This is a genomic window from Millisia brevis NBRC 105863, assembly GCF_001552615.1.
In the GTDB taxonomy this organism is placed as follows: domain Bacteria; phylum Actinomycetota; class Actinomycetes; order Mycobacteriales; family Mycobacteriaceae; genus Millisia; species Millisia brevis.
In genome coordinates this window covers 92,886-117,397 of record NZ_BCRN01000015.1, presented here as the reverse complement: position 1 = coordinate 117,397, position 24,512 = coordinate 92,886, and the positions used below count along the sequence as shown (strand labels likewise).

General features: G+C 68.9%; 25 protein-coding genes. 5 read left to right on the top strand and 20 right to left on the bottom strand.

Translation table 11 applies throughout. From position 1 onward, the window contains the following. Positions 1–12 precede the first annotated feature (12 nt). The 8 genes from MB1_RS19355 to pcaH form a co-directional block, all read right to left on the bottom strand. A complete protein-coding gene (locus tag MB1_RS19355) occupies positions 13–693 on the bottom strand; it encodes a 3-oxoacid CoA-transferase subunit B (protein ID WP_066911256.1) in 681 nt (226 codons plus the stop codon). Beyond that, a complete protein-coding gene (locus MB1_RS19350; protein ID WP_066911253.1) occupies positions 690–1,385 on the bottom strand; it encodes a 3-oxoacid CoA-transferase subunit A in 696 nt (231 codons plus the stop codon). Before MB1_RS19350 ends, MB1_RS19355 begins: the two co-directional genes overlap by 4 nt. Further along, positions 1,382–2,629 (bottom strand): thiolase family protein, encoded by a 1,248-nt coding sequence (locus tag MB1_RS19345; RefSeq protein ID WP_066911250.1) that lies wholly within the window; start codon positions 2,627–2,629, stop codon positions 1,382–1,384. Before MB1_RS19345 ends, MB1_RS19350 begins: the two co-directional genes overlap by 4 nt. Before the next feature lie 115 nt (positions 2,630–2,744). Next, positions 2,745–3,536, bottom strand: coding sequence for an IclR family transcriptional regulator domain-containing protein (locus MB1_RS19340; protein WP_066911247.1), 792 nt, complete (start codon positions 3,534–3,536; stop codon positions 2,745–2,747). Next, positions 3,533–4,738, bottom strand: a complete 1,206-nt coding sequence (pcaDC, locus tag MB1_RS19335) for a bifunctional 3-oxoadipate enol-lactonase/4-carboxymuconolactone decarboxylase PcaDC (RefSeq protein WP_066911244.1) — start codon at positions 4,736–4,738, stop codon at positions 3,533–3,535. Before pcaDC ends, MB1_RS19340 begins: the two co-directional genes overlap by 4 nt. Next, positions 4,735–6,006, bottom strand: coding sequence for a lyase family protein (locus MB1_RS19330; RefSeq protein WP_066911241.1), 1,272 nt, complete (start codon positions 6,004–6,006; stop codon positions 4,735–4,737). Before MB1_RS19330 ends, pcaDC begins: the two co-directional genes overlap by 4 nt. A gap of 4 nt (positions 6,007–6,010) precedes the next feature. After that, positions 6,011–6,595 carry a protocatechuate 3,4-dioxygenase subunit alpha gene (gene pcaG / locus MB1_RS19325; protein ID WP_066911238.1) on the bottom strand — a complete coding sequence of 195 codons (585 nt, stop codon included), beginning with the start codon at positions 6,593–6,595 and terminating at the stop codon, positions 6,011–6,013. 109 nt (positions 6,596–6,704) lie between these two features. After that, a complete protein-coding gene (gene pcaH / locus MB1_RS19320; RefSeq protein WP_066911235.1) occupies positions 6,705–7,481 on the bottom strand; it encodes a protocatechuate 3,4-dioxygenase subunit beta in 777 nt (258 codons plus the stop codon). Positions 7,482–7,551: 70 nt separating this feature from the next. Here pcaH and MB1_RS19315 point away from each other — a divergent pair, with 70 nt between their 5' ends. Then, positions 7,552–8,316 carry an IclR family transcriptional regulator gene (locus tag MB1_RS19315; RefSeq protein ID WP_066911232.1) on the top strand — a complete coding sequence of 255 codons (765 nt, stop codon included), beginning with the start codon at positions 7,552–7,554 and terminating at the stop codon, positions 8,314–8,316. A 43-nt stretch (positions 8,317–8,359) separates the two neighbouring features. Here MB1_RS19315 and MB1_RS19310 read toward each other — a convergent pair whose 3' ends face one another. Next, a complete protein-coding gene (locus tag MB1_RS19310; RefSeq protein WP_066911229.1) occupies positions 8,360–9,157 on the bottom strand; it encodes an MBL fold metallo-hydrolase in 798 nt (265 codons plus the stop codon). A 206-nt stretch (positions 9,158–9,363) separates the two neighbouring features. Here MB1_RS19310 and MB1_RS25745 point away from each other — a divergent pair, with 206 nt between their 5' ends. Beyond that, entirely contained in the window at positions 9,364–9,513 is a 150-nt protein-coding gene (locus tag MB1_RS25745; protein WP_157084166.1) for a hypothetical protein, read from the top strand. Positions 9,514–9,579: 66 nt separating this feature from the next. Here MB1_RS25745 and MB1_RS19305 read toward each other — a convergent pair whose 3' ends face one another. Then, the gene (locus tag MB1_RS19305; protein WP_084352216.1) at positions 9,580–10,188 is read right to left on the bottom strand and encodes a TetR/AcrR family transcriptional regulator; all 609 of its coding nucleotides are present in this window, start codon (positions 10,186–10,188) and stop codon (positions 9,580–9,582) included. Positions 10,189–10,246: 58 nt separating this feature from the next. Next, positions 10,247–11,101 carry a mycofactocin-coupled SDR family oxidoreductase gene (locus MB1_RS19300; protein WP_066911223.1) on the bottom strand — a complete coding sequence of 285 codons (855 nt, stop codon included), beginning with the start codon at positions 11,099–11,101 and terminating at the stop codon, positions 10,247–10,249. Positions 11,102–11,383: 282 nt separating this feature from the next. Between MB1_RS19300 and MB1_RS19295 the strand changes: the two genes are divergently transcribed. Then, entirely contained in the window at positions 11,384–13,621 is a 2,238-nt protein-coding gene (locus tag MB1_RS19295; protein WP_066911220.1) for an NADP-dependent isocitrate dehydrogenase, read from the top strand. Positions 13,622–13,696: 75 nt separating this feature from the next. Here the strand turns inward: MB1_RS19295 and MB1_RS19290 are convergent, their stop codons facing one another. From MB1_RS19290 to MB1_RS19260, 7 genes are all read right to left on the bottom strand, one after another. Continuing rightward, positions 13,697–14,200, bottom strand: a complete 504-nt coding sequence (locus tag MB1_RS19290; RefSeq protein ID WP_066911217.1) for an FBP domain-containing protein — start codon at positions 14,198–14,200, stop codon at positions 13,697–13,699. A gap of 366 nt (positions 14,201–14,566) precedes the next feature. After that, the gene (locus MB1_RS19285) at positions 14,567–15,136 is read right to left on the bottom strand and encodes a dihydrofolate reductase family protein (RefSeq protein ID WP_066911383.1); all 570 of its coding nucleotides are present in this window, start codon (positions 15,134–15,136) and stop codon (positions 14,567–14,569) included. A 100-nt stretch (positions 15,137–15,236) separates the two neighbouring features. Continuing rightward, on the bottom strand, positions 15,237–15,989 hold the full coding sequence (locus MB1_RS19280; protein WP_218000279.1) for a hypothetical protein: 753 nt from the start codon (positions 15,987–15,989) through the stop codon (positions 15,237–15,239). A 495-nt stretch (positions 15,990–16,484) separates the two neighbouring features. Continuing rightward, on the bottom strand, positions 16,485–17,312 hold the full coding sequence (locus MB1_RS25740) for a PH domain-containing protein (protein ID WP_169801703.1): 828 nt from the start codon (positions 17,310–17,312) through the stop codon (positions 16,485–16,487). Next, complete coding sequence (locus MB1_RS19270; protein WP_066911208.1) at positions 17,312–18,535, bottom strand: hypothetical protein; 1,224 nt, start codon at positions 18,533–18,535, stop codon at positions 17,312–17,314. Before MB1_RS19270 ends, MB1_RS25740 begins: the two co-directional genes overlap by 1 nt. Further along, positions 18,532–18,825 carry a hypothetical protein gene (locus MB1_RS19265; RefSeq protein ID WP_066911205.1) on the bottom strand — a complete coding sequence of 98 codons (294 nt, stop codon included), beginning with the start codon at positions 18,823–18,825 and terminating at the stop codon, positions 18,532–18,534. The genes MB1_RS19270 and MB1_RS19265 overlap by 4 nt, the downstream gene beginning before the upstream one ends. A 13-nt stretch (positions 18,826–18,838) precedes the next feature. Then, entirely contained in the window at positions 18,839–19,189 is a 351-nt protein-coding gene (locus MB1_RS19260; RefSeq protein ID WP_066911202.1) for an SAV_915 family protein, read from the bottom strand. 156 nt (positions 19,190–19,345) lie between these two features. Here MB1_RS19260 and MB1_RS19255 point away from each other — a divergent pair, with 156 nt between their 5' ends. Together MB1_RS19255 and MB1_RS19250 are read left to right on the top strand one after the other, a co-directional pair. Beyond that, the gene (locus MB1_RS19255; RefSeq protein ID WP_066911199.1) at positions 19,346–20,722 is read left to right on the top strand and encodes an MmgE/PrpD family protein; all 1,377 of its coding nucleotides are present in this window, start codon (positions 19,346–19,348) and stop codon (positions 20,720–20,722) included. Between the two features lie 37 nt (positions 20,723–20,759). Continuing rightward, positions 20,760–21,596 carry a phosphosulfolactate synthase gene (locus tag MB1_RS19250; RefSeq protein WP_066911196.1) on the top strand — a complete coding sequence of 279 codons (837 nt, stop codon included), beginning with the start codon at positions 20,760–20,762 and terminating at the stop codon, positions 21,594–21,596. A gap of 41 nt (positions 21,597–21,637) precedes the next feature. Here MB1_RS19250 and MB1_RS19245 read toward each other — a convergent pair whose 3' ends face one another. Both MB1_RS19245 and MB1_RS19240 read right to left on the bottom strand, forming a co-directional pair. Continuing rightward, positions 21,638–22,852 carry a DUF7373 family lipoprotein gene (locus MB1_RS19245; RefSeq protein WP_157084164.1) on the bottom strand — a complete coding sequence of 405 codons (1,215 nt, stop codon included), beginning with the start codon at positions 22,850–22,852 and terminating at the stop codon, positions 21,638–21,640. Then, on the bottom strand, positions 22,828–24,429 hold the full coding sequence (locus tag MB1_RS19240; protein WP_066911191.1) for a serine/threonine-protein kinase: 1,602 nt from the start codon (positions 24,427–24,429) through the stop codon (positions 22,828–22,830). The genes MB1_RS19245 and MB1_RS19240 overlap by 25 nt, the downstream gene beginning before the upstream one ends. Between the last annotated feature and the right edge of the window lie 83 nt (positions 24,430–24,512).

Below are 24,512 nucleotides of genomic sequence, written 5' to 3'. Positions count from 1 at the left end.
GTCGGGTCGGGTTCAGATCGTCGTCAACTCGACCTCGACCCGTCCGCGCAATTCGTCGACGGAGATGCCGAAGGTCTCGAGCACGGTGGCGCCGTTCGGCCCGACCGAGAAGACGGCGTAGTCGGTGTAGATCCGGCTGACGCAGCCGCGGCCGGTCAGCGGATAGGTGCACGCCGGGGTCAGCTTGGCGGTGCCGTCCTTGGTGAACAGGGTCATCATCACGAAGACGTCCTTGGCGCCGATCGCCAGATCCATCGCGCCGCCGACGGCGGGGATCGCGTCGGGCTTGCCGGTATGCCAATTGGCCAGGTCACCGTTCTGGGAGACCTGATAGGCGCCGAGGACGCAGACGTCGAGATGGCCGCCGCGCATCATGGCGAACGAATCGGCGTGGTGGAAGTAGGAGGCCCCCGGCAACTCGGTTACCGGGATCTTTCCCGCGTTCGTCAGATCCGGGTCGATATCGTCACCGACCGCGGCCGGGCCCATGTTGAGCATGCCGTTCTCGGTGTGCAGGATGACGCCGTGCTCGGCGGTCAGGTGATCGGCGACCAGCGTGGGCTGGCCGATACCGAGATTGACGAACGATCCGTGCGGGATGTGGCCGGCGATCAGCGCGGCGATCTCGTGCTTGTCGAGCGGTCCGCGATCGGTGTGCTCGACGGTGGAATCGGGGCGGACGAGAGTGGTCACGACGCGACCTCCGTAACGGTGCGGGCGGGCTGGGCGGACAGATCGAGGACGTGATCGACGTAGATGCACGGTGTCACCACGGACTCCGGATCGAGCGAGCCGGTGGGGACCACCTCGGTCACCTCGACGATCGTCGTGGTCGCCGCGGTGGCCATCACCGGCCCGAAATTGCGGGCGGTCTTGTGGTACACGAGATTTCCCAGGCCATCGGAGGCGTGGGCGCCGATCAGGGCCACGTCGCCGCGGATCGGGTACTCGAGCACGTACGTCCGCCCGTCGATCTCGCGCTCCTCCTTGCCCTCGGTCAGCAGGGTGCCGACGCCGGTGGGGCAGAAGAAGGCGCCGATCCCGGCACCGGCCGCGCGCATCCGCTCGGCGAGGTTGCCCTGCGGGACGACCTCGAGCTCGATCCGGCCCTCCCGGTAGAGCCGGTCGAAGACCCAGGAATCGTGCTGGCGGGGAAAGGAACAGATCACCTTGCGGACGCGGCCGGCGTCGAGCAGGGCGGCCAGACCGGTGTCGCCGTTGCCGGCGTTGTTCGACACGATCGTCAGATCGGTTGCGCCGTGGTCGATCAGCGCGTCGATCAGCGTGACGGGCATCCCCGCCATGCCGAATCCGCCGACCAGGACGGTGGCGCCGTCGGCGATCGACGCGACCGCGTCGCGCGGGTCGGAGTGGAAGGTGGTCATGCCGCTGCTCCCTCGAGGTCGGTGTTCTCCAGAACGATGGCGAGGGCCTGGCCGACGCCGATGCAGATGGCGGCCACTCCCCAGCGCTCCCCGCGCTCGCGCAGGACGGCGGCCAGGGTGCCGATGATGCGGGTACCCGATGCGCCCAGGGGGTGGCCCAGGGCGATCGCGCCGCCGCGGGTGTTGACGATCTCCGGGTCCCGCAGGCCCAGCTGCGACCACGCGTCGACGCAGGCGAGGGACTGGACGGCGAAGGCCTCGTTGACCTCGACCGCGCCGACGTCCGACCAGGAGATACCGGCCTGCGCCAGCGCGCGATTGGCCGCCTCGACCGGCGCGAAGCCGAAGGACTGCGGTTCGAGGGCGGAGGCCGCGCGGCCGGCGATCCGGGCGAGCGGGTCGGTGCCGATGCGACCGGCGGCGGCCGCGGTGCCCACCAGCAGGGCGCCGGCGCCGTCGGAGAGCGGGGAGGCGTTGCCGGCGGTGATCGTGCCGTCCGGGCGAAAGGCGGGCCGCAGGCCGGCGAGGGTGTCGACCGTCGTATCCGGGCGGATGCCCTCGTCCCGATCGACCACGGTGCTCGCCTTGCGGGTCGCCACCTTGACCGGGGTGACCATAGCGTCGTAGAAGCCGTCCTCCCAGGCCGCGGCGGCGAGCCGGTGGGAGCGGGCGGCGAACTCGTCCTGGCGCTCCCGCGAGATCGAGAACCGCTCCTGCAGTTGCTCGTTGGCCTCGCCGAGGGAGACGGTCCACTCCGCGGGCATCTTCGGGTTGACCAGCCGCCAGCCCAGGGTGGTCGACACGGCGGTCACGTCGCCGGCGGGGAAGGGGCGGTCGGACTTCGGCAGCACCCAGGGGGCGCGGGTCATCGACTCGACACCGCCGGCGACCGCGATGCCGTCGGCGCCCAGGTCGCCGGAGGCGAGGGCGCGGGACGCCTGGATCGTCGCGTCGAGGCTCGAGCCGCAGAGCCGGTTGATCGACGTCGCCGGGGTCTCGACGGGGTAGCCCGCCAGCAGCCAGGCCATGCGACCGACATTGCGGTTGTCCTCGCCCGCACCGTTGGCGTTGCCCAGGTAGACCTCGCCGACCGCGGCGGGATCGAGCTGCGGGACGCGTTCGAGCAGCGCCTGCAGCACGTGGGCGGCGAGGTCGTCCGGCCGCACCGAGGCGAGGCTGCCGTTGAACTTCCCGAAGGGAGTGCGGACGGCGGCGTAGAGGTAGGTGTCGAGCGAATCCGACATATCAACTCCTAGTGTTCGCTATGCGAACGTAGGTTCGCTATACGAACCAAGTTTACGGCGTGCGGATGCCCGCCGACAAGAGGCAAAGCCGCGGTGGTCTCGCGGATGAACGGGGTCAGGCGCCCCGTGGGGGAGCGGAGGCGGGCACCGGCAGGTCGGCGGTGATCGCCCGGGTGCAGGCGAGCAGGTCCGGCAGCAGGTCGTCGGCCAGCTCCCGATCGCCGGCGACCGTGGTCGAGACGTTGACCGCCGCGACCGTCGCGCCGGTCCCGTCCAGGACGGGAGCGGCGATCGACCGCAGGCCGCGTTCGAGTTCCTGATCCACCGCGGCCCAACCGCGGGATCGCACGGTATCCAAGGTTTTTCGCAAGGTGTCGGCGTCACCGATCGCGCCGGGCGTGCGCGGGGAGATCTCCGCGCGGGCGAGATAGTCGGTCAGGGCGTCGTCCGGCAGCCCCGCCAGCAGCACCCGCCCCATCGACGTCGCGTAGGCGGGAAACCGGGTCCCGACGGTGATCTGCACGCTCATGATCCGCCGGGTCGCCACCCGCGCGACGTAGACGATGTCCGGGCCGTCGAGCACCGCCAGCGAGGTCGATTCCTCCACCCGCCGGGACAACTCCTCGAGGTGCGGTTGCGCCACCGCCGGCAGCCCGAGAGCCGACAGATAGGCGAAGCCGAGCTCGAGGATGCGCGGGCGCAGCCGGAACTGTCCGTCGTCGCCCACTGCGTACCCCTCGGCCACCAGCGTCGCGAGCACCCGGCGCACCGTGGCTCGCGAGAGGCCGGTGCGCCGGGCGACGTCGGCGAGGGTCATCGACGCGTGCTCGGCGTCGAAGGCGCGGATCACCGCCAACCCGCGGGTCAGCGACTGGATCGACTCGACCGGTGCCGGCGCCTCCGTCATCCGAGATCGATACCCATGTCCATCAGCACCTTCTGCGCGACCCGGAACGCGATGTTCGCGTCGGGAACCCCACAATAGATCGCGGTCTGGAGGAAGACCTCCTTCAACTCGTCGGGGGTCAGGCCGTTGCCGATCGCCGACCGCACGTGCATCGCCAACTCGTCGTGATGGCCGCGGGCGACCAGAGCGGTCAGGGTGATCAACGACCGTGAGCGCCGATCGAGGCCGGGGCGCGTCCAGATACCGCCCCACGCGTACTGGGTGATCATCTCCTGGAAGTCGGTGGTGAACCCGGTCGCCGCCGCGGTCGCCCGATCGACGTGGGCGTCGCCGAGCACCTCCCGCCGCACCACCATGCCGGCCGCGCGCTGTTGGCCGATCGTGGTCGCATCGGTGATCGGGGCGGCGGCGGTCCCCGGATCGCGACCCGCGGCGGACAGGAAGCCGTCGAGCAGCCGGGCGACCGTCTCGGGATCCTCCGCCGGAGCGAGATGGGCGACCCCGTCGAGCACCTCCAGCCGGCCGTCGACCACCCCGGAGGCGATCGCTTCCAGACTCGCCGGCGGGGTGGGGAGGTCGTCGCGCCCGGCGATCGCCAGGACCGGAGTCGAGATCTCCGCCAGCCGGTCGCGCACGTCGAAGCCGGCCAGGGCGCCGCAGACGAAGCGATAGCCGTCGACGTCGGTGCCCCGCAGCGCATCCAGAAGGGCTTGCGCGCGCAGCGGATTGCGGTCGACGAAGCCGGGGGCGAACCACCGCTCCCGCGATCCGTCGACCATCGAGTCGATCCCCTCGGCGGCCACGCGCTCGGCCCGCCCGGTCCAGCCGTCGGGCTCGCCGATCCGGGCGCCGGTGCACACCAGGGCCGCGGCCGCTATCCGGTCGGGCGCGTCGAGCAGCAGTTGCAGCCCGACCGCACCGCCGACCGAGACCCCGGCATAGGACCACCGGACGGCGGAGCCGATCTCCTTGTCGACCGCGGCGAGCACGCCGGCGGCGAGTTCGGCCATCGTGAACGGCGCGGTCGGGGCGGGCGCGACTCCGTGGCCGGGCAGATCCCAGCCGATCACGCGGTAGCCGGGCAGCCGATCGGCGACGGTCTCCCAGAGCGCGGTGACCGAGGTGCCCAGCGACGGCCCCACCACCAGGACGGGTCCGTCGGCGCGGGTCAGCGCCACGGTATGGATCTCCGGAATGGTCATCGGGCACTCCTCGGTGCGTCGGTGGGGACGCCGGTGCGGTCCGGGTCGGACCGCCGGGCTACGGCGTCGATGAACGAATCGGTCAGGCCGAGGTAGACGCGCGGATCGTCCGTGTCCCCGGCGGGAGTCTCGCGGCCGAGCAGCCGGCGCATCGACGCGCGTTCGGCGAGCAGGCCGTCGGCCTCCGTCGCCCGCCGCGCCATCGTCGCGACGTCGACGACGAGACCGCCGGTCACCTCGGCGGTCTGCGAGGCCGCGACCGCCGTGCGGCGGGCCAGATCCCGCAGCGTCGGCCACTCGGCATGCCAGGCGCCGTCGGGACGTTCGTCGTCCGCCAGCGCGGCGGCGGTGTGCAGGGTCGCTGCGAGATTCGGCGTGGTCAGGGCCGCGCGCCGAATCAGCACCGACAGTACGGGATTCCGCTTCTGTGGCATCGTCGACGAGCCGCCGCGCCCGACGCCGGCCGGTTCGGCGAGTTCGCCGACCTCGGGGCGGGCGAGGGTGAGCACGTCGGTGGCGATCCGGCCGCAGGCCTGCGCGGCGGTCGCCAACGCGTCCCCGATGCGGGTGATCGGGGTGCGGGTGGTGTGCCAGGGCACGTCCGCCCGCAGCCCGAGGTCGCGGGCGGTATCGCCGACGACGCCCGCCGCGATGTCGAGGTCGCCGTCGGCGAGTTCGACCAGCGCCGCGAGGGTGCCGGCCGCGCCGCCGGCCTGAATGGTCAGCCGGGCGCGCACCCGGTCGACCTCCTCGATCGCGTCGAGGACCCCGGCCCGCCAGAACGCGGCCTTGAGCCCGAAGGTGATCGGCACCGCGTACTGCGTCAGGGTGCGACCGACCATCACGGTGCCGCGATGCGCGTCGGCCAGGTCGCCGAGGTGATCGGCGATCGTCGCCAGGTCCGCGCCGATCCGGTCGAGCGCCTCGCCGGCGCAGAGCACCAGCGCGGTGTCGACGACGTCCTGGCTGGTCAGGCCGCGATGCAGCCAGGTCGCGGCCGCTTCGTTGCCCTCGCCTCGCAGCTGCTCGCGCAGGACCGCGAGCAGATCGAGCACCGGGTTGCCGCCGCCCTCGGCGCCGGCCGCCACCGCGTCCGCGGCGTCGTCGGTCACCTCCGAGAGGGTCGCCGCCGCGTCGGCGGGAGCGATCTTCGCGGCCACCAGCGCCGCGAGCCAGGTCTGCTCGATCCGCACCATCGCGTCGAGGAAGGCGCGCTCGCCGAAGAGATCCCCGGCGCGCTCGTCGCCCGGCCAGTAGAGGTCCGCCACCCGATCAGTCTTCCGTGCCGACGCCGTTGAAGTTGAGGAATACCGTTTCGTCCGCACCCTGCAGCCGCACATCGAACCGATAGCCGCCCGGCTCGGCCGCCGCGATCAGGGTGGCACGGCGAGCCGGCTCGAGCGCGGCCAGCAGACGATCGGCCGCCAGGGCCTCGTCGGTCGCGCCCGGCGCCCCGGCGGGCAGATAGGCGCGGGTGAAGAGGCGATGCAGCAGCCCGCGAGCGAAGACGGTGACCGCGAAGAACGGCGCCGCGCCGGCGGACGTCGGGCCGGGCAGGACGGTGGAGAACGAGTAGACGCCGTCGCGGCCGGAGGAGGCGCGGCCGAATCCGGTGAACCCGAAGCCATTGCGGCGCAGGCTGCCCGGCTCGCGGGGGATCGAGCCGTCCGGGTTGGCCTGCCAGATCTCGACCAGGGCGTCGGGGATCGGATCGCCCGCGCCGTCGGTCACGGTGCCGAAGAGGCGGATCGCGTCGGGCGAACTCGCCGGGACCAGATCGCGGTCGCCTTCGAACGGCAGGGCGTAGTGGAAGAAGGGGCCGACCGTCTGGGCGGGGGTCGGGGTGAGAGCGGACATGCGAACTCCTCGTGAGGGGGCTGTCGAGGGCGAAAGAGTGCGGCCGGTGGGCTGAACGGGCCGAAGGGGATTGGGGGGACTGCGGGGGCTGCCGCAGGGGAGCGGTGGGTCAGATGTGCTCGACGTCCGACTCGCGGACGGTGCGATGGCTGCCGGTCAGCACGATGTCCCAGCGGTATCCGGTCGACCATTCGGGGCTGGTCAGATCGTGGTCGTAGGTGGCGACCAGGCGGTCGCGCGCGATCGGATCGACGATCGACTGGTAGATCGGGTCCAGGGCGAACAGCGGGTCGCCGGGGAAGTACATCTGGGTGACCAGCCGATGGGTGAACTCGGTGCCGAAGAGGCTGAAGTGGATGTGGGCCGGCCGCCAGGCGTTGAGGTGATTGCGCCACGGATACGGGCCCGGCTTGATCGTGGTGAAGCGGTACCAGCCGTCGTCGTCGGTCAGGCAGCGGCCGACGCCGGTGAAGTTGGGGTCGATCGGGGCGGGATGCTGATCGCGCTTGTGCACGTAGCGGCCGGCGGCGTTCGCCTGCCACACCTCGACCAGCTGGCGGCGGATCGGGCGACCCTCGCCGTCGACGACCCGACCGGTGACGACCATGCGTTCGCCGACCGGTTCGCCGCCGTGCTGGATCGTCAGGTCCGCCTCGAGCGGGTCGACATCCCGGACGCCGAAGCACGGCGCCCACAGCTCGATCTCCTCGGGATCGGCGTGGTGCAGCGACTTGGTTGGATGGCGCAGAATGCTGCTGCGGTACGGGGTGTAATCGCGCCGCGGCATGGTCTCGGTGGGCAGGCCGGCCGCGATCGACTCGGCGTACTTGTCACTGAGGGTGGTCATTTCGGCGGTGATGTCCGCCTGGACGGTGGGCGAAGTCATAGGGGCGACCGTAGGTGATCGAGGTTACCCTGAACACGTCGATGTTTCTGCTGAGCGGAAGTGGATTCGCATGGCCGGCAATACCGCCGTACCCGGGACCTCGGTCACCCAGCGCATCGTCGCCATCCTCGGCGCCTTCGACGAGCGGCATCGCCGGCTGCCGTTGACCCGGATCGCCGAGCGCTCCGCCCTCGCGCTACCCACCGCACATCGCCTGGTCGCCGAGTTGGTCGCCGGGGGTGTGTTGGAGCGCGCGGCCGACGGCTCGTACGTGATCGGGCCGCGCATCTGGGATCTGGGCAACCTGGCGGCGGTGCACACCGACATCCGGGCGATGGCGACACCGTTCCTGCAGGACATCCACACCGCGACGATGGCGACGGTCCATCTCGCCGTGCGCGACGACACCCGGGTGCTCTACGTCGAACGGATCTCCGGTCGGGTGTCGATCCCGATCGTCTCGACCGTCGGTTCCCGATTGCCGATGCACGCGACCGGGGTGGGCAAGGTCCTGCTCGCCCACGCCCCCGCCGAGGTGATCGAGCAGGTGCTCGCCCGCCCGCTCGCCCGGATGACCCCGCGCACCATCGTGCGACCGGACATTCTGCGCGGCCAGCTCGAGGCGGTGCGGGCCGACGGCTACGCCGTCACGACCGAGGAGATGTCGCCGGGCGCCTGTTCGCTGGCCGTCCCCGTGCGCAAAGGTGTCGACGCGGACGCGCCCGTGGCCGCGGCGCTCGGAGTGGTGGTGCCCAACCTGCGCCGGGACAAGGCCCGACTGCTGGCGTCGTTGCGCACCGCGGCCGCGGGTATCGGGCGGTCCCTCTACCGCTGACGGCGACCGGTCACCGTTGGACCGGCCTGTCCGGCTCCGGGTGTCAGCGGCGCGAACGGCCGAGCGATCCGGTCGCGACGACCGATCGCGCCGTGGCGATGTGAATCGGTCCGTCGAATCCTCGCGCGGCGCGGTCGAGCGCTGCGGCCGGCGATGTCGGCGGCGCGATATGGGTGATCACGAGCGCCCGTACCCCCGCGCGGTGGGCGAGGTCGCCGGCGGCGTCGGCCGACAGATGGACCCGATCGGCATCCGGCGGTGGGGCGCCGTCCTCGGGTGCGAGGTGGTTGGCCTGCGCCAGAAGCAGATCGACGTCCCGGGCGATGGCCGACAGCGCCGGGCAGGCCCGGCTGTCGCCGGTGTACGCGACGGCGGCGTCCGCGTCGGTGGCCCGCAGGGCGTAGGCCTCCACGTCGCCGTGGTCGACCCGGCGGCTCAGCAGGGTGAGGCCACCGATGACGTGCCGATCATCGTCGCGCAGGTCGTGGAAGGTCAGAAACGGGTCGAGGACGACCGGCGGCTTGCCGAGGAAGGCGGCGATGCGGTCGCGCAGCCCGGCGGGTGCCAGGACCGGTACCGGCGTGCCGGAGCCGAGGCCGCCGTCGTCGAGGGCGTAGAGGGCGAGCACGAGATCGGCGGTGTGATCGGCGTGCAGATGCGATATCCAGATCGCGTCGACGGCCGCGAGATCGGTGGTCGCGAGGAGATTGCTCAGTGTGCCGGGTCCGGTGTCCACCCACACGGTCGAGGAGCCGGAGCGCAGCAGATAGCCGGAGCACGCCGGCGCCGACGGGGTGGGAAATGGGGTCCCCGAACCGAGGACGACAAGCTCGATGGTCATGGACGGTCCTGTCGTCGCGGCCACATGGCTTCTCTGCGATGGAGTATCGCCACGGTACGCGGATCTGCGCCGCCACCGGTCCCGAACCGTAGTCGCCTACGCCCGATTCGCGTAGCCGGTACGCGTGTAGCCGGCGGTGGGTGATTCGAGAATCGAAGGGTCTTGGGGCATTCGACCCAGCATCCATCCCGTGAGGGGAGCAGACCATGACCACTGTCGACTCGCCCGGACCGCTCGTCGGCTACATCCGCAACGGCAAGCGGGGAGTCGAGCTGTGGAAGGCGCTCACCGAGATGTCCGAGCGGCTCCTGCTCCCGGCGGTCGACGTCGGCAGCGGACTGGTCACGGCGCCCTGAGCGCCGCCCCACGGGGGCCCGGGCCCCCTCGTTCGCGAGGCGCCCCGGCCCGGTTTCGTGCCGGGACTACAGGGCCGCGGTCAGCACCGCGCGCAGATGACCGAGCGGATCGGGCACCCCGGCGAGCAGGTCGTCGAGCCACACCCGATAGCCGGTCAGCGCCCGCGCGGCGGTCAGTCGGGTGCGCCACGACGGGATCGCCGTCCCGTCCGTCCCCCGGCGCTGTTCGAGCAACATCGCCAGGTCCCGCTCCACCTGCAGGAAGCCGGCCAGCGACCGGGACTGTTCGAATGCGGCGGCCTCCGCGATCCGGATCGACGCGAGCAGGTGATTGTCGGCGCCGAGGACCAGATCGCCCAGTTCGATCAGCGCATCGGTGATCACCCGCGCGTCCGGCTGTGCGGGATCGGCGGCGGCGATCGTCTCGGCGAGGCGGGTGTACATCTGCCGGGCCGGTTCGTCCAGCAGGTCTTCCTTGCTGGGGAAGTAGCGGAAGAAGGTGCGGGGCGAAAGCTCCGCGCGCGCACAGATATCCGCGACGGTGACCGCGTCGAAGCCGGCGTCCTCGAAGAGTTCGAAGGCCGCGCGGATGATCGCCGCGCGCCGCGCGCTTCGGGCACGTTCCCGCAACCCGAACCGTGCGGGCTGCGGGCTTGCCGCGGAGTCGGTGGGCATGCTGCTGCCTACCACATCCGCATCCGGCCGGCCGAAGTCGACCGGATGCGAAGTACTTTCATCGATTGGTGCGCCCCAGGTCCACCGGGAGTTGAATGCCGGTGACGTGCCGCGCCTCGTTCGAGGCCAACCAGGCCACCGCCGCGGCGAGGTCCTCCGATTGACTGGTCTGGTCCGGCAGCGATCCCATGAACAGCAGCCCCAGCTCCGGTCGTTCGGCCATCTTCCCGTGCAACTCGGGGACGGTCAGCCCGGTGGCGACGCCGTGCGGGTGCACGGTGTTGACCCGGATCCGGTACTTCCCCAACTCGTTGGCGAGCGTCTTGGCCAGGCCGGTCACCCCGTGCTTGGCGGCGACGTAGTCGCCCAGCAACGGCAGACCGCGCAGGCCGGCGACCGAGCTGGTGAAGATGATCGCGCCGCCGCGGGCCTGCTCGATCAGGATCGGCACGGTGATCTTCGCGGTATAGAAGGCGCCGTTGAGGTTGTTGTCGATCGTCGCGTGCCAGTGGTCGAGGTCGATATCCCAGGACAGGGCCGCCGACGTCATCCCGGCGTTGGCGATGACGACGTCGAGGCCGCCGAGCTGCTGCACACCGTCGGTGATCGCGGCCTGCAGCGCGGAGAAGTCGCTGACATCGGCGATATGGGTGACCGCGCGCCGGCCGTGCTTCTCGACCAGCCGCGCGGTCTCCTCGAGGTCCTCCGGGGTGGCGCCCGGGTACTGCACCGTCGGCAGATCGCGGCAGATGTCGATCGCGATGATGTCGGCGCCCTCGGCGGCGAAGCGGACCGCCTCGGCGCGCCCCTGGCCGCGGGCGGCGCCGGTGATCAGGACCACCTTGTCGACGAATCGTCGGGCGACCGGGGCGTCGGGGATGGGGGCTTCGGGAACGGTGACTGCGTCGGACATGACGGCATCCTTCGGTTCTGGAAACGGCTGTCCTCATCGATAGTGGCATGGACTGCCAATTGGCACAATGTGCCATTTTGGTGGCAGTGCCGACGGCGTCGGAGGGTTCGAGGAGCGGTCCGGGCGGAGGTGTGACGTGTGACGTGGCGATCAGCTCAGGGATATGGCGCACGCCACGCGCCGGTGGGGGCGATACTGGGAGGTGCCACCACCATGGCGCCAAAACATGGCAAGAGTTTCCGACACAGCACACCAGCAGCGACGCCGGGAGATACATACAGTATGAATGCGCAGAAGCCGACCATCATTTACACCCTCACCGACGAGGCGCCACTGCTGGCGACCGCGTCGTTCCTACCGATCATCGAAACGTTCGCCGATGCGGCAGGCATCGATGTCGAGACCAGGGACATCTCCGTGGCGGCGCGCATCCTGTCCGAGTTCCCCGACTATCTGACAGAGGACCAGCGGGTTCCGGACACTCTCGGCGAACTCGGCGAGCTGACCCAGCTCCCGGAAACCAACATCATCAAGCTGCCGAACATCAGTGCCTCGGTCCCGCAGCTCAAGGCCGCGATCAAGGAACTGCAGGACAAGGGCTACGCCCTGCCGGCCTTCCCGGAGAACCCGCAGACCGACGAGGAGAAGGACGTCCGCGCCCGGTACACCAAGGTGCTCGGCAGCGCGGTCAATCCGGTTCTGCGCGAGGGCAACTCCGATCGCCGCGCCCCGAAGGCGGTCAAGGAGTACGCCCGCAAGCATCCGCACAGCATGGGCGAATGGTCGATGGCCTCGCGCACGCACGTCGCGCACATGAAGGGCGGCGACTTCTACCACGGTGAGAAGTCGCAGACCCTGGACAAGGCGCGCGACCTGCGCATGGAGCTGGTCACCAAGTCCGGTGAGACGATCGTGCTCAAGGAGAAGGTCGCCCTGGACGAGGGCGACGTCTTCGACGGGATGTTCATGTCGAAGAAGGCGCTGCTCGACTTCTACGAGGAGCAGATGGAGGACGCCCGCAAGACCGGCGTCATGTTCTCCCTGCACGTCAAGGCGACGATGATGCGCGTCTCGCATCCGATCGTCTTCGGCCACGCGGTGCGCGTGTTCTACAAGGATGCGTTCGCCAAGCATCAGGCGCTCTTCGACGAGATCGGCGTCAACGTCAACAACGGTCTGTCCGACCTGTACAGCAAGATCGAATCGCTGCCGGCCTCGCAGCGCGAGGAGATCATCGAGGACCTGCACAAGTGCCACGAGCATCGCCCCGAGGTGGCGATGGTCGACTCGGCCAAGGGCATCTCGAACTTCCACTCGCCGTCCGACGTGATCGTCGACGCCTCGATGCCCGCCATGATCCGCGCGGGCGGCAAGATGTACGGCGCCGACGGCCGCACCAAGGACACCAAGGCGGTGATGCCGGAGTCGACGTTCGCCCGGATCTACCAGGAAGTCATCAACTTCTGCAAGACCAACGGCGCCTTCGACCCGGTCACCATGGGCACCGTGCCGAACGTCGGACTCATGGCCAAGAAGGCCGAGGAGTACGGCTCGCACGACAAGACCTTCGAGATCCCGGAGGACGGCTCGGCCAATATCGTCGACGCCGCGACCGGTGAGATCCTGATGTCGCACGACGTCGAGGCCGGCGACATCTGGCGCATGTGCACCACCAAGGACGTCGCGATCAAGGACTGGGTGAAGCTCGCCGTCACCCGCGCCCGCAACTCCGGAACGCCGGTGCTGTTCTGGCTCGACCCGTACCGCCCGCACGAGAACGAGCTGATCAAGAAGGTCCGGAAGTACCTGCCCGAGTACGACACCGAGGGTCTGGACATCCAGATCATGTCGCAGGTGCGCTCGATGCGATACACCCTCGAGCGCCAGTTCCGCGGGCTGGACACCATCGCCGCGACCGGCAACATCCTGCGCGACTACCTGACCGACCTGTTCCCGATCCTGGAGCTGGGCACCAGCGCCAAGATGCTCTCGATCGTGCCGCTGATGGCCGGCGGTGGCCTCTACGAGACCGGCGCGGGCGGCTCGGCGCCGAAGCACGTCAGCCAGTTGGTCGAGGAGAACCACCTGCGTTGGGATTCGCTCGGCGAGTTCCTGGCGCTGGCGGTGAGCCTGGAGGATCTGGGCATCAAGACCGACAACGAGCAGGCGAAGATCCTGGCCAAGACGCTCGACGCCGCCACCGGCAAGCTCCTCGAGGAGAACAAGAGCCCGTCGCGCAAGGCCGGTGAGCTCGACAACCGCGGCAGCCAGTTCTACCTGTCGCTGTACTGGGCGCAGGCGCTGGCCGACCAGACCGACAGCCCCGAGCTGGCGGCGCGGTTCAAGCCGCTGGCCGAGAGCCTCGCCGCGAACGAGGAGACCATCGTCAACGAGCTCAACGAGGTCCAGGGGGAGCACGTCGACATCGGTGGCTACTACCAGCCCGATGCGGACAAGCTCGCCGCCGTGATGCGCCCGAGCAAGACCTTCAACGACGCCCTGGCCGCCGCCCAGAGCTAGCTCTTACCCCGTCACGAGAGTGACAGTTTCTGCGGTTCGCCCGCAGAAACTGTCACTCTCGTTGTCGTTGGTGGGTCAGTGGGTGCGGAGGATTTCCGCGACGAAGCCCCGGGAGCGTTCGATCAGGCCCTCGCGGCGGGTCTCCATGATCGATCGGCGGACGTCCTCGTCCTTGGTGCCGGCTTCCATGCTGGTCGGCAGGCGGCGCACGTTCTTCGAGCAGCGGAAGTCGGTGCAGATCAGCGTGCCGATCGTATTGCCCTTCCGTCCCTCCGCCCCGCCCCGGCGGGCGACGTAGAGGGTGACGTCGCCGGTCTCCACGACGTCCTCGCACCAGGCGCACATCGTGCGGCGTCGCACCTTGGCCTGCTCGTTCGCTCGCAGGATGATCCCCGTGGGACCCTCCGGCAGCGGGGCGATGACGTACGCGGACAGCGGTGCCTTGCGGTCGCGCCAGCCCAGGTAGTCGAGGCGGTCCCATTGCAGTTCGGCCAGGTCCGGCAGGGTCGCGGTGGTGACCTCGCGGCGGGTGGCGTTGACGAACGAGGCGCGGATTTCTTTCTCGGTCAATGCAAACATCGGTTGATCGGCTCTCATGACGAGGGGCGTCCGCCGACCGGGCCCGGCTGCGGGCGCGCGGAGTCGACGTGACGATGAAGGTGGCTGCGGCGCACGCCGAGCAAGCCCAACCGATAACGCGAGGGTGGTGAAGCGGCGATCAGTGGGAGGACGTGCGCAGGGGAGCAGCGGCTGAGCAGGCCAAGGCGGCCACCCCGCTGACCACTGCCATCAGTGTCTCCTCGTCGCACAATCGCCGGGCACTGGTAGGCCCGGCCAAGAACCCCGTCGACTGTACACCCGGTCGGCGACGGCTCGCCGGCGTCGATGTGACCTCCGGACGCGCGGGCCGGCGATGTTGGGCGGCGACGTTGGCCGGCGATCAGCTCACGCCGCTTCCTTCACCGGCCGGTAGCGCACGGCGATTGCCCCCGACCGGAAGTCACGGCGTTCCACGAGTTCGAGTTGGATGCGCTCGCGCAGACCGGCGAGCAACGTCGGGCCGTGCCCGGCGAGGACCGGCTGCACGATGAACGAGTACTCGTCGATCAGTCCCAGATCGGCCAATGCCGAAGGCAGCATCACCCCACCGACGAATAGGTCCCCGCCGGGCTCCCGTTTGAGTTGCTCCACCGCGGGCCCGAGGTCGCCACTGAGCAACTCGGCGTTCCAATCGACGTCGCTCAGCGTGCTCGACACGACGTACTTCCTCGCCCCATCGATGGCCTCCGCGAAGGGGATATCCGAGGCGCCCATCCAGTCGGGCCACGCGCCGGTGGTCGGCCGCCGCCACGCCGACTCCATCATCTCGTAGGTGACCCGGCCGAAGAGGAGAGCGTCGGCCCGCGCCATCTCGGCGGTCCAGTAGCTCATCGACTCGTCGTCGGGAGGAATGCCCGCCTCGTGATGGCAGCAACCGTCCAGGGTGACGTTGATCGCGTAGCGAAGTGCTCTCACCGCGGTGTCTCCCTTGATGCGCGCAGTGCGTTTCACTGGACGGTACTCGGACTCCCGCGGTTGCCTCACTTCTTCGGCGCAGGATTCACGGTCATCGGGATTACATCGACCCGTAATGCTGCACGTCGGCTCGGCGGGTCTGAGTGTCGAGCAGGGCGAAAAAGTCGGCGGTTCCGATCTGGGAGCGGATCCGTGGATTCTGGTGGTAGGCCATCAGGAGCGGGACGATGACGGTGACGATCCGATCGTCCCGCGGCCCCTGGATCTCAACTCCCATACCAAAATTCGGCCCCTTCTCCTCGATGGGCGTCAGCCAGAATCGGCGCTTCGCGCGCCATGAGGGGCTCCCCGGATAACCATTGATCACCAGTACCTTCCCCCGCGGGCCTTCGAGCACGATGATGCGGGCGATGTCATCCCACCCGAGAAAGGAATCGACCGTCGGGCCGCGATACGTCACTCCGTCGGTCCGAAGAGTCAGCGCGGGGAGTCGACGAATCGAGCGGATGAACTGTGCCGTCAAGACGGCGACCAGCCCCAGAACCAGAGCCCACGGCCACCAGGTGGCGCCGACGACAAGCGCCGTGACCAGTCCCCATACGACGGCGATGACAACAGCGAGGATCGCGGCCAACAGGTCGACGAGTTGCCGTCGCCAGATGGGAACCTCGACGCCGCCATCCAGTGCCTGTACGTGCAACGGGTCCGGAGCACCGAGAAATCGGCGGTAGCTGAACCAACTCACCGCCAGAAAGATCAGCCCGGTGGGAGCGACGAGGAGAAACCACGCGCCCTGCCGACCGCCGTCGAAGTACGCGCTCGCGATCAGAATGCAGCCGAGGAGGGACGTCACGGTGATCGCGATCCGGGCGGTCCAGCGGTTGCTCAACCTGTCGAATGGATTCATCAGTCGAAAAGCGCCTTCCGTGCTGGATTCGGCAAGCCGATGAGTGCGCCACGGTTTCGACCGGGAAGTCGAAGACGTAAGTAAGGCAGAGCCACTCCCGAGACCACGCGTGGCCGGACGCGCCGGTGGCCCATGGATGGACCCGTATGGCCGAGGGTGGCTCTGCCATGGTGGCTCCGAGAGAGACGTAGGGAACCGCCGAAGCTTTGGCAGACCGTGATCGGTGGGCCGCCCGCAGCTACACGGCCCGATTGGGGCAGAGGCGAGGACGTAGACGCGTATGGTGCCCGGGTGCGTAGCCTGCTGTGACCACTGATAGCCGGTGCTCGAACTGTGGCCGATCCCCGGGCCACTGGACCCGTCCAGCGCTTGAGCATCGCGAACGGGGCCTTGCGAGTCGTTCCGAGGGTAGTTTCTTCGAGTAGGCCCACGAGGTGGTGACTACTGGGACTCGTGGGGGTTGGTATTGGTATCGGCACTGTCGACTTCCGCGAGGCGTGCCGCCGAGTCCAGGCGGCTCTGGAAAGCGGGGGTGCCGATTTCCGTCCGCACGCGAGGGTTGCGGAGGCATTCCCTGAGAACCGGGAGGATGACCCGGATCAGGTCGTCCTCCCGAGGGCCGTGGGCGGAAACCTCCATGGTGCGATCGGGAATCGTTGATTCGTATGGGGGTACGCGATAGCGCTTGGCGTGTTGATATGAAGGGGCGAGTGGGCTCCCCACCACACGGATGATTCTCCCGAAACGGCCTTCATCGACTTCGAGTGACCGGATATCGGACCAGTCGAGGTATCTGTTGATTCCCGGTCCCCTGTAACGGATTCCGTGCGGTGAGAGGACAAGGGTTGGGGAGTCGCGGATCGACCGGAACACCCGCACCGCACCAGGTAGCGCAATTGCGACGGCAAGTAACCACGGCCACCAGATGGATTCCAAGAGTAGTGCGGTGCCAAGTCCCCAGACGGCGACGAGAAGCATGGCTGCAGTAATGGTCAGTGCGCCATGGAGATACGTTCTCCAGATTGGAATGATCGCCTGACCGGGGCGCATCTCCACAAGGACTGGTTGTGGCTTGGCCAGGTGCCAGGAGTACATGACCAGCCCACCGGTGCAGAAGAAGACGCCAACCGGAATGGACACGGTGTTCCACGACCATCCGGCTGGAATACTCGCGAAACCTGCGACGATCAGCGCAGACCCAAAGGCAACGACGGTGGCTGTGACAAACCACGCCTGCCAGCGCTTCCGAGGAGTTGCGAAGAAGAGCATCAGTCGAACAGCGCCTTCCATCCGCTTCCGGCCAGTCCACTCACTACAGCGAGCGTTCCGTCGACCTCTGAGAATCCGTCACTGAACGCATCCGCCGACCAACCATTCTCCCAGATCGAGTCGATCGTCCCGGAAGCGAAAATCCCGACGCCCGCGCCGATGATCGCACCGGCGACGGTGCCCGCCACCGGCACAGTACTCCCGAGTACCGCACCCGCTGCTACACCAGACGCGGCACTGGCGAACAGACTTCCTGCTGCCGCGCCTGCCAGCAGACCACCGCCGTTGGAGGTGACGGCTTGCGCGAAGGACTCGCCACCGTTGGCCCAATCGTCGTAGACGGCATAGCCGGTGACGACGTAGCCCAGGCCGTTGAGCACTCGGGCAACGTTCGCCGACGGTTTGATCGCGTTGTCGAGATCGGCCTTGGCGGCAGCGGCTGCACGAGCTTCGGCGTCGAGCCTGTCGAGCATGTCGTTCATCCACCGGGACGGTGCCCGGGTGCTCCCGTCCGGATTGGTCATCGCATCGATGTGACTGCGGATGCTTTCCAAGTTGCTCCTGTGAAGCGTCTCCCGAGCTTCGAACGCGTAGCGGTCTGTTGACAACGACACACCGCCTACCGCTCCCGCCAGGAAGCCGTGCGCGAGGGTGGCGAGGTTGCCGCCGCCGGATAGCCAACGCTCGGCCGCAGCCGTCAGAGCGGCGTCCCAGGCGGTCATGGCGTCCTGGACGATCGTGACCACCGTTTTCCAATAGTCGAGCAACTGCTGGTGGGCGTCGAAGTCGGCGAGGGCGCGGTGGTAGCCGTCGACGACGAAGGCGGGGGCGTCGGCGCTCGGGGGAGTGGGCGCGGGAGGGCCCTCGCCGGGATAGCGAACGAGGGTGCCGTCGACGGTCAGGCCGCCGTCGCGTGCCGTCTGTCGCGCGCGTTCGGTCTCGGCTTGGGCGGTGCGCAGGTCGGCGGCGAGGGCGTCGACGGATGAACCCTGGGTATGCGCCTGCTCGGTCAGGACGTCGACGCCGCCCGCGAGGGTGGTCAGTCGCGCTCGAAACGCCTCGGAGGTGTCGCCGTCCCAGGCCGCCTCCGCATTGCTGCGTTCCTTGAGGACGGTGTCGGCGTAGGCGGTCGCCGCATCGCGCAGGGTGGTGCGCAACCACGAGCCGATCGCTTCGATCGCCGCCGGGTCGCCCTCGATCCGTGTCTCCAGGTCGCCGCTCATCCGCCCGGCTCCGTGGTGGTCAACAACTCCGCCGCCGCGGCCGCGTCGGCGGATTCGTAGTCGTCCGCGCATACCCGGGCCAGGTCGCCCAGGACCTGCCCCTCGCCGAGGACGTCGACCGCCGCGGAGGAGAACGCCGCCAACATCGCGGCCAGCAACAGCTCGGCGTCGCCGCCGCCTCCGGTGCCCGGCATGGACGCGGCCGAATCGTCCAGCGCCCCGACCGCGCCGAGCAGCGTCCCGACAACCGAGCGCAGAGCCTCCGGATCGACGACCGTCTCCCCGCTCACCGCACGTCCTGACTCACCGCGCATCACCGATCGGTCGGCCGATGGCGGCGGTCGCGTGGTCGCGCCGATCCGCCGGCACCGCGACGTCGAGCACCAGCAGGCCCCACGGATGTTCGCGGTGCAGCGCGCTCAGACCGGCGAGGGGGAGCAGCACCCAGGCCTGGTCGGCACCGCAGCCGTCCCGCAGCCGGTCGAGCGCGGTATAGGCGAGCAGGGCGCTGCGCCCGTCGCGGGTGGCGCGCAGGGAGAACTCGACGTCGGCGATATCCGCGCCGTGCTCCACACACGGGACGTACAGCACCGGCGGCAGCGTCGTGGGGTCAACGGCCTCGACGTCCGGCGGCAGCTTCGCCTCGGTCTCCATGTTCGGCCCCCTGATCTGCGGATCTCGGGCGAAAGGACACCCGATGCACTTGGACGCACGGGATCGCGGATCGGTTCCCGCCCGAGGGAGGGGCCGGCCGAATCGGGAAAGTAAGCGTATACTTAGTTAGGTAAGGCTAATCAAACAGGAGGTAGTATGACCGAAGTTCAGGACCTCGCACGATTCGTGGCGAACGCGCGATTCGACACGATCAGCCCCGAAGCGCTCGACCAACTCAAGATCCGCGTTCTCGACACCCTCGGCGTGGCGATCGGCGCTCTCGACGCCGAACCGATCCGCGCCATCCGACAGCTCACCGACGACCTCGGCGGAGCGCCCACATCCACCCTGATCGGTGGCGGCAAGACCTCACCCGACCGCGCCGCGTTCTACAACAGCGCGCTGAGCCGCTATCTCGATTTCATGGACTCCTACCTGGCGAAGGGGGAGACCAATCACCCGTCCGACAACCTCGGCGCCGTGCTCGCCGCCGCCGAGTCGGTAGGCGCGAGCGGCCGCGAATTCCTGACCGCCCTCGCGGTCGCCTATCAGGTGCACTCCCGACTGTCGGATGTCGCGCCGGTGCGTGCCAAGGGCTTCGACCACACGACGCAGGGCGCCTATGCGGCCGCCGCGTCGGCGGCGAAGGCCCTGGGCCTCAACGAATCCCAGATCGCCAACGCTATCGCGATCTCCGGCACCGCCAACAACGCGCTGCGCGTCACCCGCACCGGCAATCTGAGCCACTGGAAGGGCCTCGCCTATCCGCAGGTCTCCAAGGAGGGCACCTTCGCGGCGCTGCTCGCCTCGCGCGGCATCACCGGGCCGGAGGAGGTCTTCGAGGGCAACAAGGGATTCAAGGACTCGATCGCGGGCCCCTTCGAGATCGACTGGTCCGCCGAGGATCTCGAACGCGTCACCCGCAGCATCGTCAAGAAGTACAACGCGGAGATCCACTCGCAGTCCGCGCTCGACGCGGCGCTCGACATCCGCTCCCAGGACGGATTCCTCGCCCGCGCCATCGACAAGGTGACGCTGCGGACCTTCGATGTCGCCTACTCGATCATCGGTGGGGGTGAGGAGGGTGACAAGCGCACCATCCGCACCAAGGAGGAGGCCGACCACTCGCTGCCGTGGATGGTCGCGGTCACGCTGATCGACGGGGAATTGACCCCGCGCCAGTACGACCCGGAGCGCATCGTCGCCAACGACGTGCAGGAGCTGATGGCCAAGGTCGAGATCATCCCCGACGACAGCTTCTCGGCGCGATTCCCCGACGAGATGCCGGCGGACCTGACGGTCACCCTCGTCGACGGAACGACCTTCCACGTCACCGAGAGCAGCTACGAGGGCTTCCACGACGACCCGATCGGCTGGACGGCCGCGCGCGCCAAGTTCGACGCATTGACCGAACGATTCGCCGACGAGGTCCTCCGCGACGAGATCGCCGGTCTGGTGCGCAACCTCGAGAACGAGGACGTCGCCACCCTGACCGCGGCGCTCGCCCGAGTCGGCGCCGGCGCGCTGGTCTGATCACTTTCACCGCTCTCGACATCAAAGGAGATATCGAATGACAACCGCAGTACCGCATGATGTTTCGTTCAACTTTGTTCCCCGCGCCTACCGGCCGGCCAAGCCGCGCAGCTTCGGCATCACCGAGATCCGCGCGCCCTACTACAACACCTTCGGCACCCGGCACCTCCAGGACGTCTTCGACGTCGCCGGCAACTGGGTCGACGGAATCAAATGGGCCGGCGGCTCCTTCGCCCTCCTGCCGACCGAGCAGGTCAAGGCGTTCAGCGATATCGCCCACAACAACGACGCCTACGTCTCCTCGGGCGGCTGGATCGAAACGGTCCTGCGCTACGGGGACGACGCGGTCGACCAGTACCTCGCCGAGGCCAAGAACGTCGGCTTCGACGTGATCGAGATTTCGACCGGCTTCATCATGCTCAACACCTCCGGCCTGCTGCGACTGGTCGAGAAGGTCACCAAGGCGGGTCTGAAGGCCAAGCCCGAGTTGGGTATTCAGATCGGTTCCGGTGGCGATTCCGGTGAGGCCGAGCTGGCCGCCGAGTCGAAGAAGGACGTCGGCGACCTGATCTCGCGGGCCCGCCAGTGCCTCGACGCCGGCGCCGACATCGTGATGATCGAGTCCGAGGGCATCACCGAGAACGTCACCGAGTGGAATACCGGTGCGGCCGCGTCGATCATCAACGGCGTCGGACTCGAGAACGTGATGTTCGAGGCCGCCGACGGCCCGGTCTTCGAGTGGTACATCAAGAACTACGGCAACGAGGTCAACCTCTTCGTCGACCACTCCCAGGTCCTGCAGCTCGAGGGGCTGCGGCAGAACATCTGGGGCAACAAGTCCACCTGGGGACGGGTGATCAACCCCGCCCCCTGATCGACCCACACCCCCCGACCGAGCCGGTCGGGGGTGAGCAGTTACTCGCTGTTCTCGAGGAGCGCGTACTGGGCGGCGGCCATCTGCCGCGCCCGGTCCGCGCTTCCGTCGGTCAGGAAGGCGCCGTACCGATCGTTGGTGACGAAGCAGCGCGCCACCCCCGGCTGATCCGCGGTATCGGGCCGTTCGGCGCACCGCGCCTGCGCCAACCCCGCCGGTCCGTCGATCGGGGTGACCCCCGCGCGGTGACTGTTCTGCCAGGCATCGGCGAACGCCTCGGCCGCATCGCCATCCCGGAAGCGGAAGACCATATTCGGGGCGGAGTAGCCGACGGCGTCGACGCCGCCGTCGTCCCAGACCGCCTCGAGTTCGGGGTTGGCGACCGGCCGGAACCGGATCACCGCCGGCCCGGCCCAAGCGGCGTAGTCGGTGCCCGAGATCGGCACGGTCTGGTCCGCCGGACCCTGAATCAGGGTGCGGAGCAGGATCTCGTCGGGGTCGCGCGGCAGTTGATCGATCGCGTCGACCGGGGTCGGTTCGAAGCCGTCGATCAGCGGCACCTGCGCGTCGAGTACATCGGCGACCCGATTGATCATCTGCTGCTCGAAGGGCTGCGGATGCTGAACGAAGATGCTGACCACCAACTGATCCCGCGCGTAGAGCGCACTCATCGTCGGGATGCCCGGGCGCCAATGCGCATGGGCGTCCGGATATCCCGGAATGCTCAGCGGCCGATTGTCCGGGCTGACGGCGAAGTCGGTCTGCTGCAGGTCCAGCGCGGCGGCGGTGGCCGTCGCCGCGTCCGGGAAGCGCATCAGGAAGACCCGGGTGACCGCGGCCCCCTCGGTGCCGAAGGCGGCGTCACCCTCGGTGACGTCGAAACCGGTGACCAGGCCGTGCCGTTCGAGGGTCGGGATGTTGACGTTCGACACCGCAGCGACATCGGAGGCGGTCGCCGGCGTCGAGATCACCTCCGACCCCCAATCGTGGGTGAGCGTGGCGTCGAGCAGGTGGGGGTAGACGATCGCGCCCGCCATCCGAATGCCCTCGAGGATTCGCCCGTCGGTCGGCGTGCGATTGGCTTCGACATCGATCGGCTGCACGTTGTAACCGCCGACATCCAGCGCCTGCAGGTCCACCGCGGCGGTGGTGTCCGTGCCGCCGGAACACGCGACGAGGGTCAGGGCGGCGAAGGCGAGAGCGGCCACCCGCGCGGCGGGATGTCGGCCGATCACATCGGTGCGGTCAGCAACCATTGGTCGATGATCTCCTGGTGCGGTAGCCCGTTCCAGAACACCTGGAACAGGACGGCGGACTGGGGTGCGGTGCCGAACTGCACCGATATCCAGGGCCCGGTGGACCCGTTGTACTGACGAACGGTCATCGGGACCCCGTAGCGCGAGGTCAGCGCCAGCTCGTTGCCCTCCGGCAGGGTGGCCACGTAGTTGGTGACCGCGGCGGGGCTGTCGTGGGTGAGCACCTGCAGGTCGATGCCCTCGGGATCGCTGCAGGTGAAGCCGTACTCCCAGGAGGAATCCGGATTCCTGGTCGCGAATGCGCACTGCAGGTCCCGGTAACCGCGGGCGTCCGGATCGGCGGGCAGCAGATCGGGGAACATCGAGATCGTCGCCCGCCCGGCCGCCCACGCGTCCGGCGCCGGATCGGCGACCGCCACCTCGGATGTGACCGGTGCGGAGGTGACCGATACGGCCCCGCTCGCCGTATCGGAACCGCCCGCATCGCGTGTGATCAGCGCGAATGCGCCGAACCCGGCAGCCGCGATCGCGGCGACGACCGCCCCGGCGATCAGCAGGCGGGAGCGGCGGGCCGGCGGGGGAGCAGCCGGTCCGGAGGCGGCGTGCGGCCCGGATCGCAGCGGTGGACCGGACGGCGGTCCGGAGCCGAACGACGGTGGGGCATGGACGGTGGCTGCCGGCGGCGGTGACCAGTGCTCGGCGCGCATCGTATGCCGAGGATCGGATGGCGACGGGTCGGACAGGGCTGCGGCCGCCGCGGCCACCATCGCCGAGCAACTCGGGAAGCGATACTCGGGATCCTTGCTCATCGCCCGCTCGAAGACCGCGTCGAAGGCCTTCGGCAGATCCGGTCGCCGCTCGGTGATCCGCGGCACCGGGAACATCAGATGGCCGGTGATCACCGCCCCCGGTGCATTGCCGTCGTACGGCGGCCGTCCGGACAGCAGATGAAATAGCGTGCAGGCCAACGCATACTGGTCGGTGAACGGGCCGAGGTTGCCCGCGTGGAGCTGCTCGGGCGCCGCGTAGTGCAGGGTGGCGAGCAGGGTGCCGGTCTCGGTCAGCGACGACACCTCGTTGCCGGCCTTGGCGATCCCGAAGTCGGTCAGCAGCACCTGCGGCGGGGAGGTGCGCGCCCGCAGCAGGATGTTCGCCGGCTTGACGTCCCGGTGCAGCAGGCCCTCGGCGTGCGCGTAGTCGAGCGCCGCGGCGGTCTCCCGGGCGATGTGCAGAGCCCGCTCGCCGGCCAGGGGGCCGTCGCTGACGATCGTGGCGGCGTCGTGCCCGTCGACGTACTGCATGCTGATCCACAGCTGGTCGTCCTGGCGGCCGCGGTCGTGGATCGCGACGATATTTGGATGGTCCAGCCGGCCGGCCATCTCGGCTTCACGTTCGAATCGACTGCGGAACACCGGATCCGAGGAGAACGACGGATGCAGCAGCTTGAGCGCCACCAGTCGGGGCAGCCGGGGATGGTGGGCGGCGTAGACCGCGCCCATACCGCCCGCACCGAGCAGTCGCTCGATGCGATATCCGGCGAACTCGCTGCCCGGGGCAAGCGTGGGTGTGCCGGTCATCCAGCCAACTCTAGAGTCATCGTTGTCCACTTCGGGTGGGTTGTCCCGGTATCGGACCCCATCGATCGATGGCGGGTGTCGGG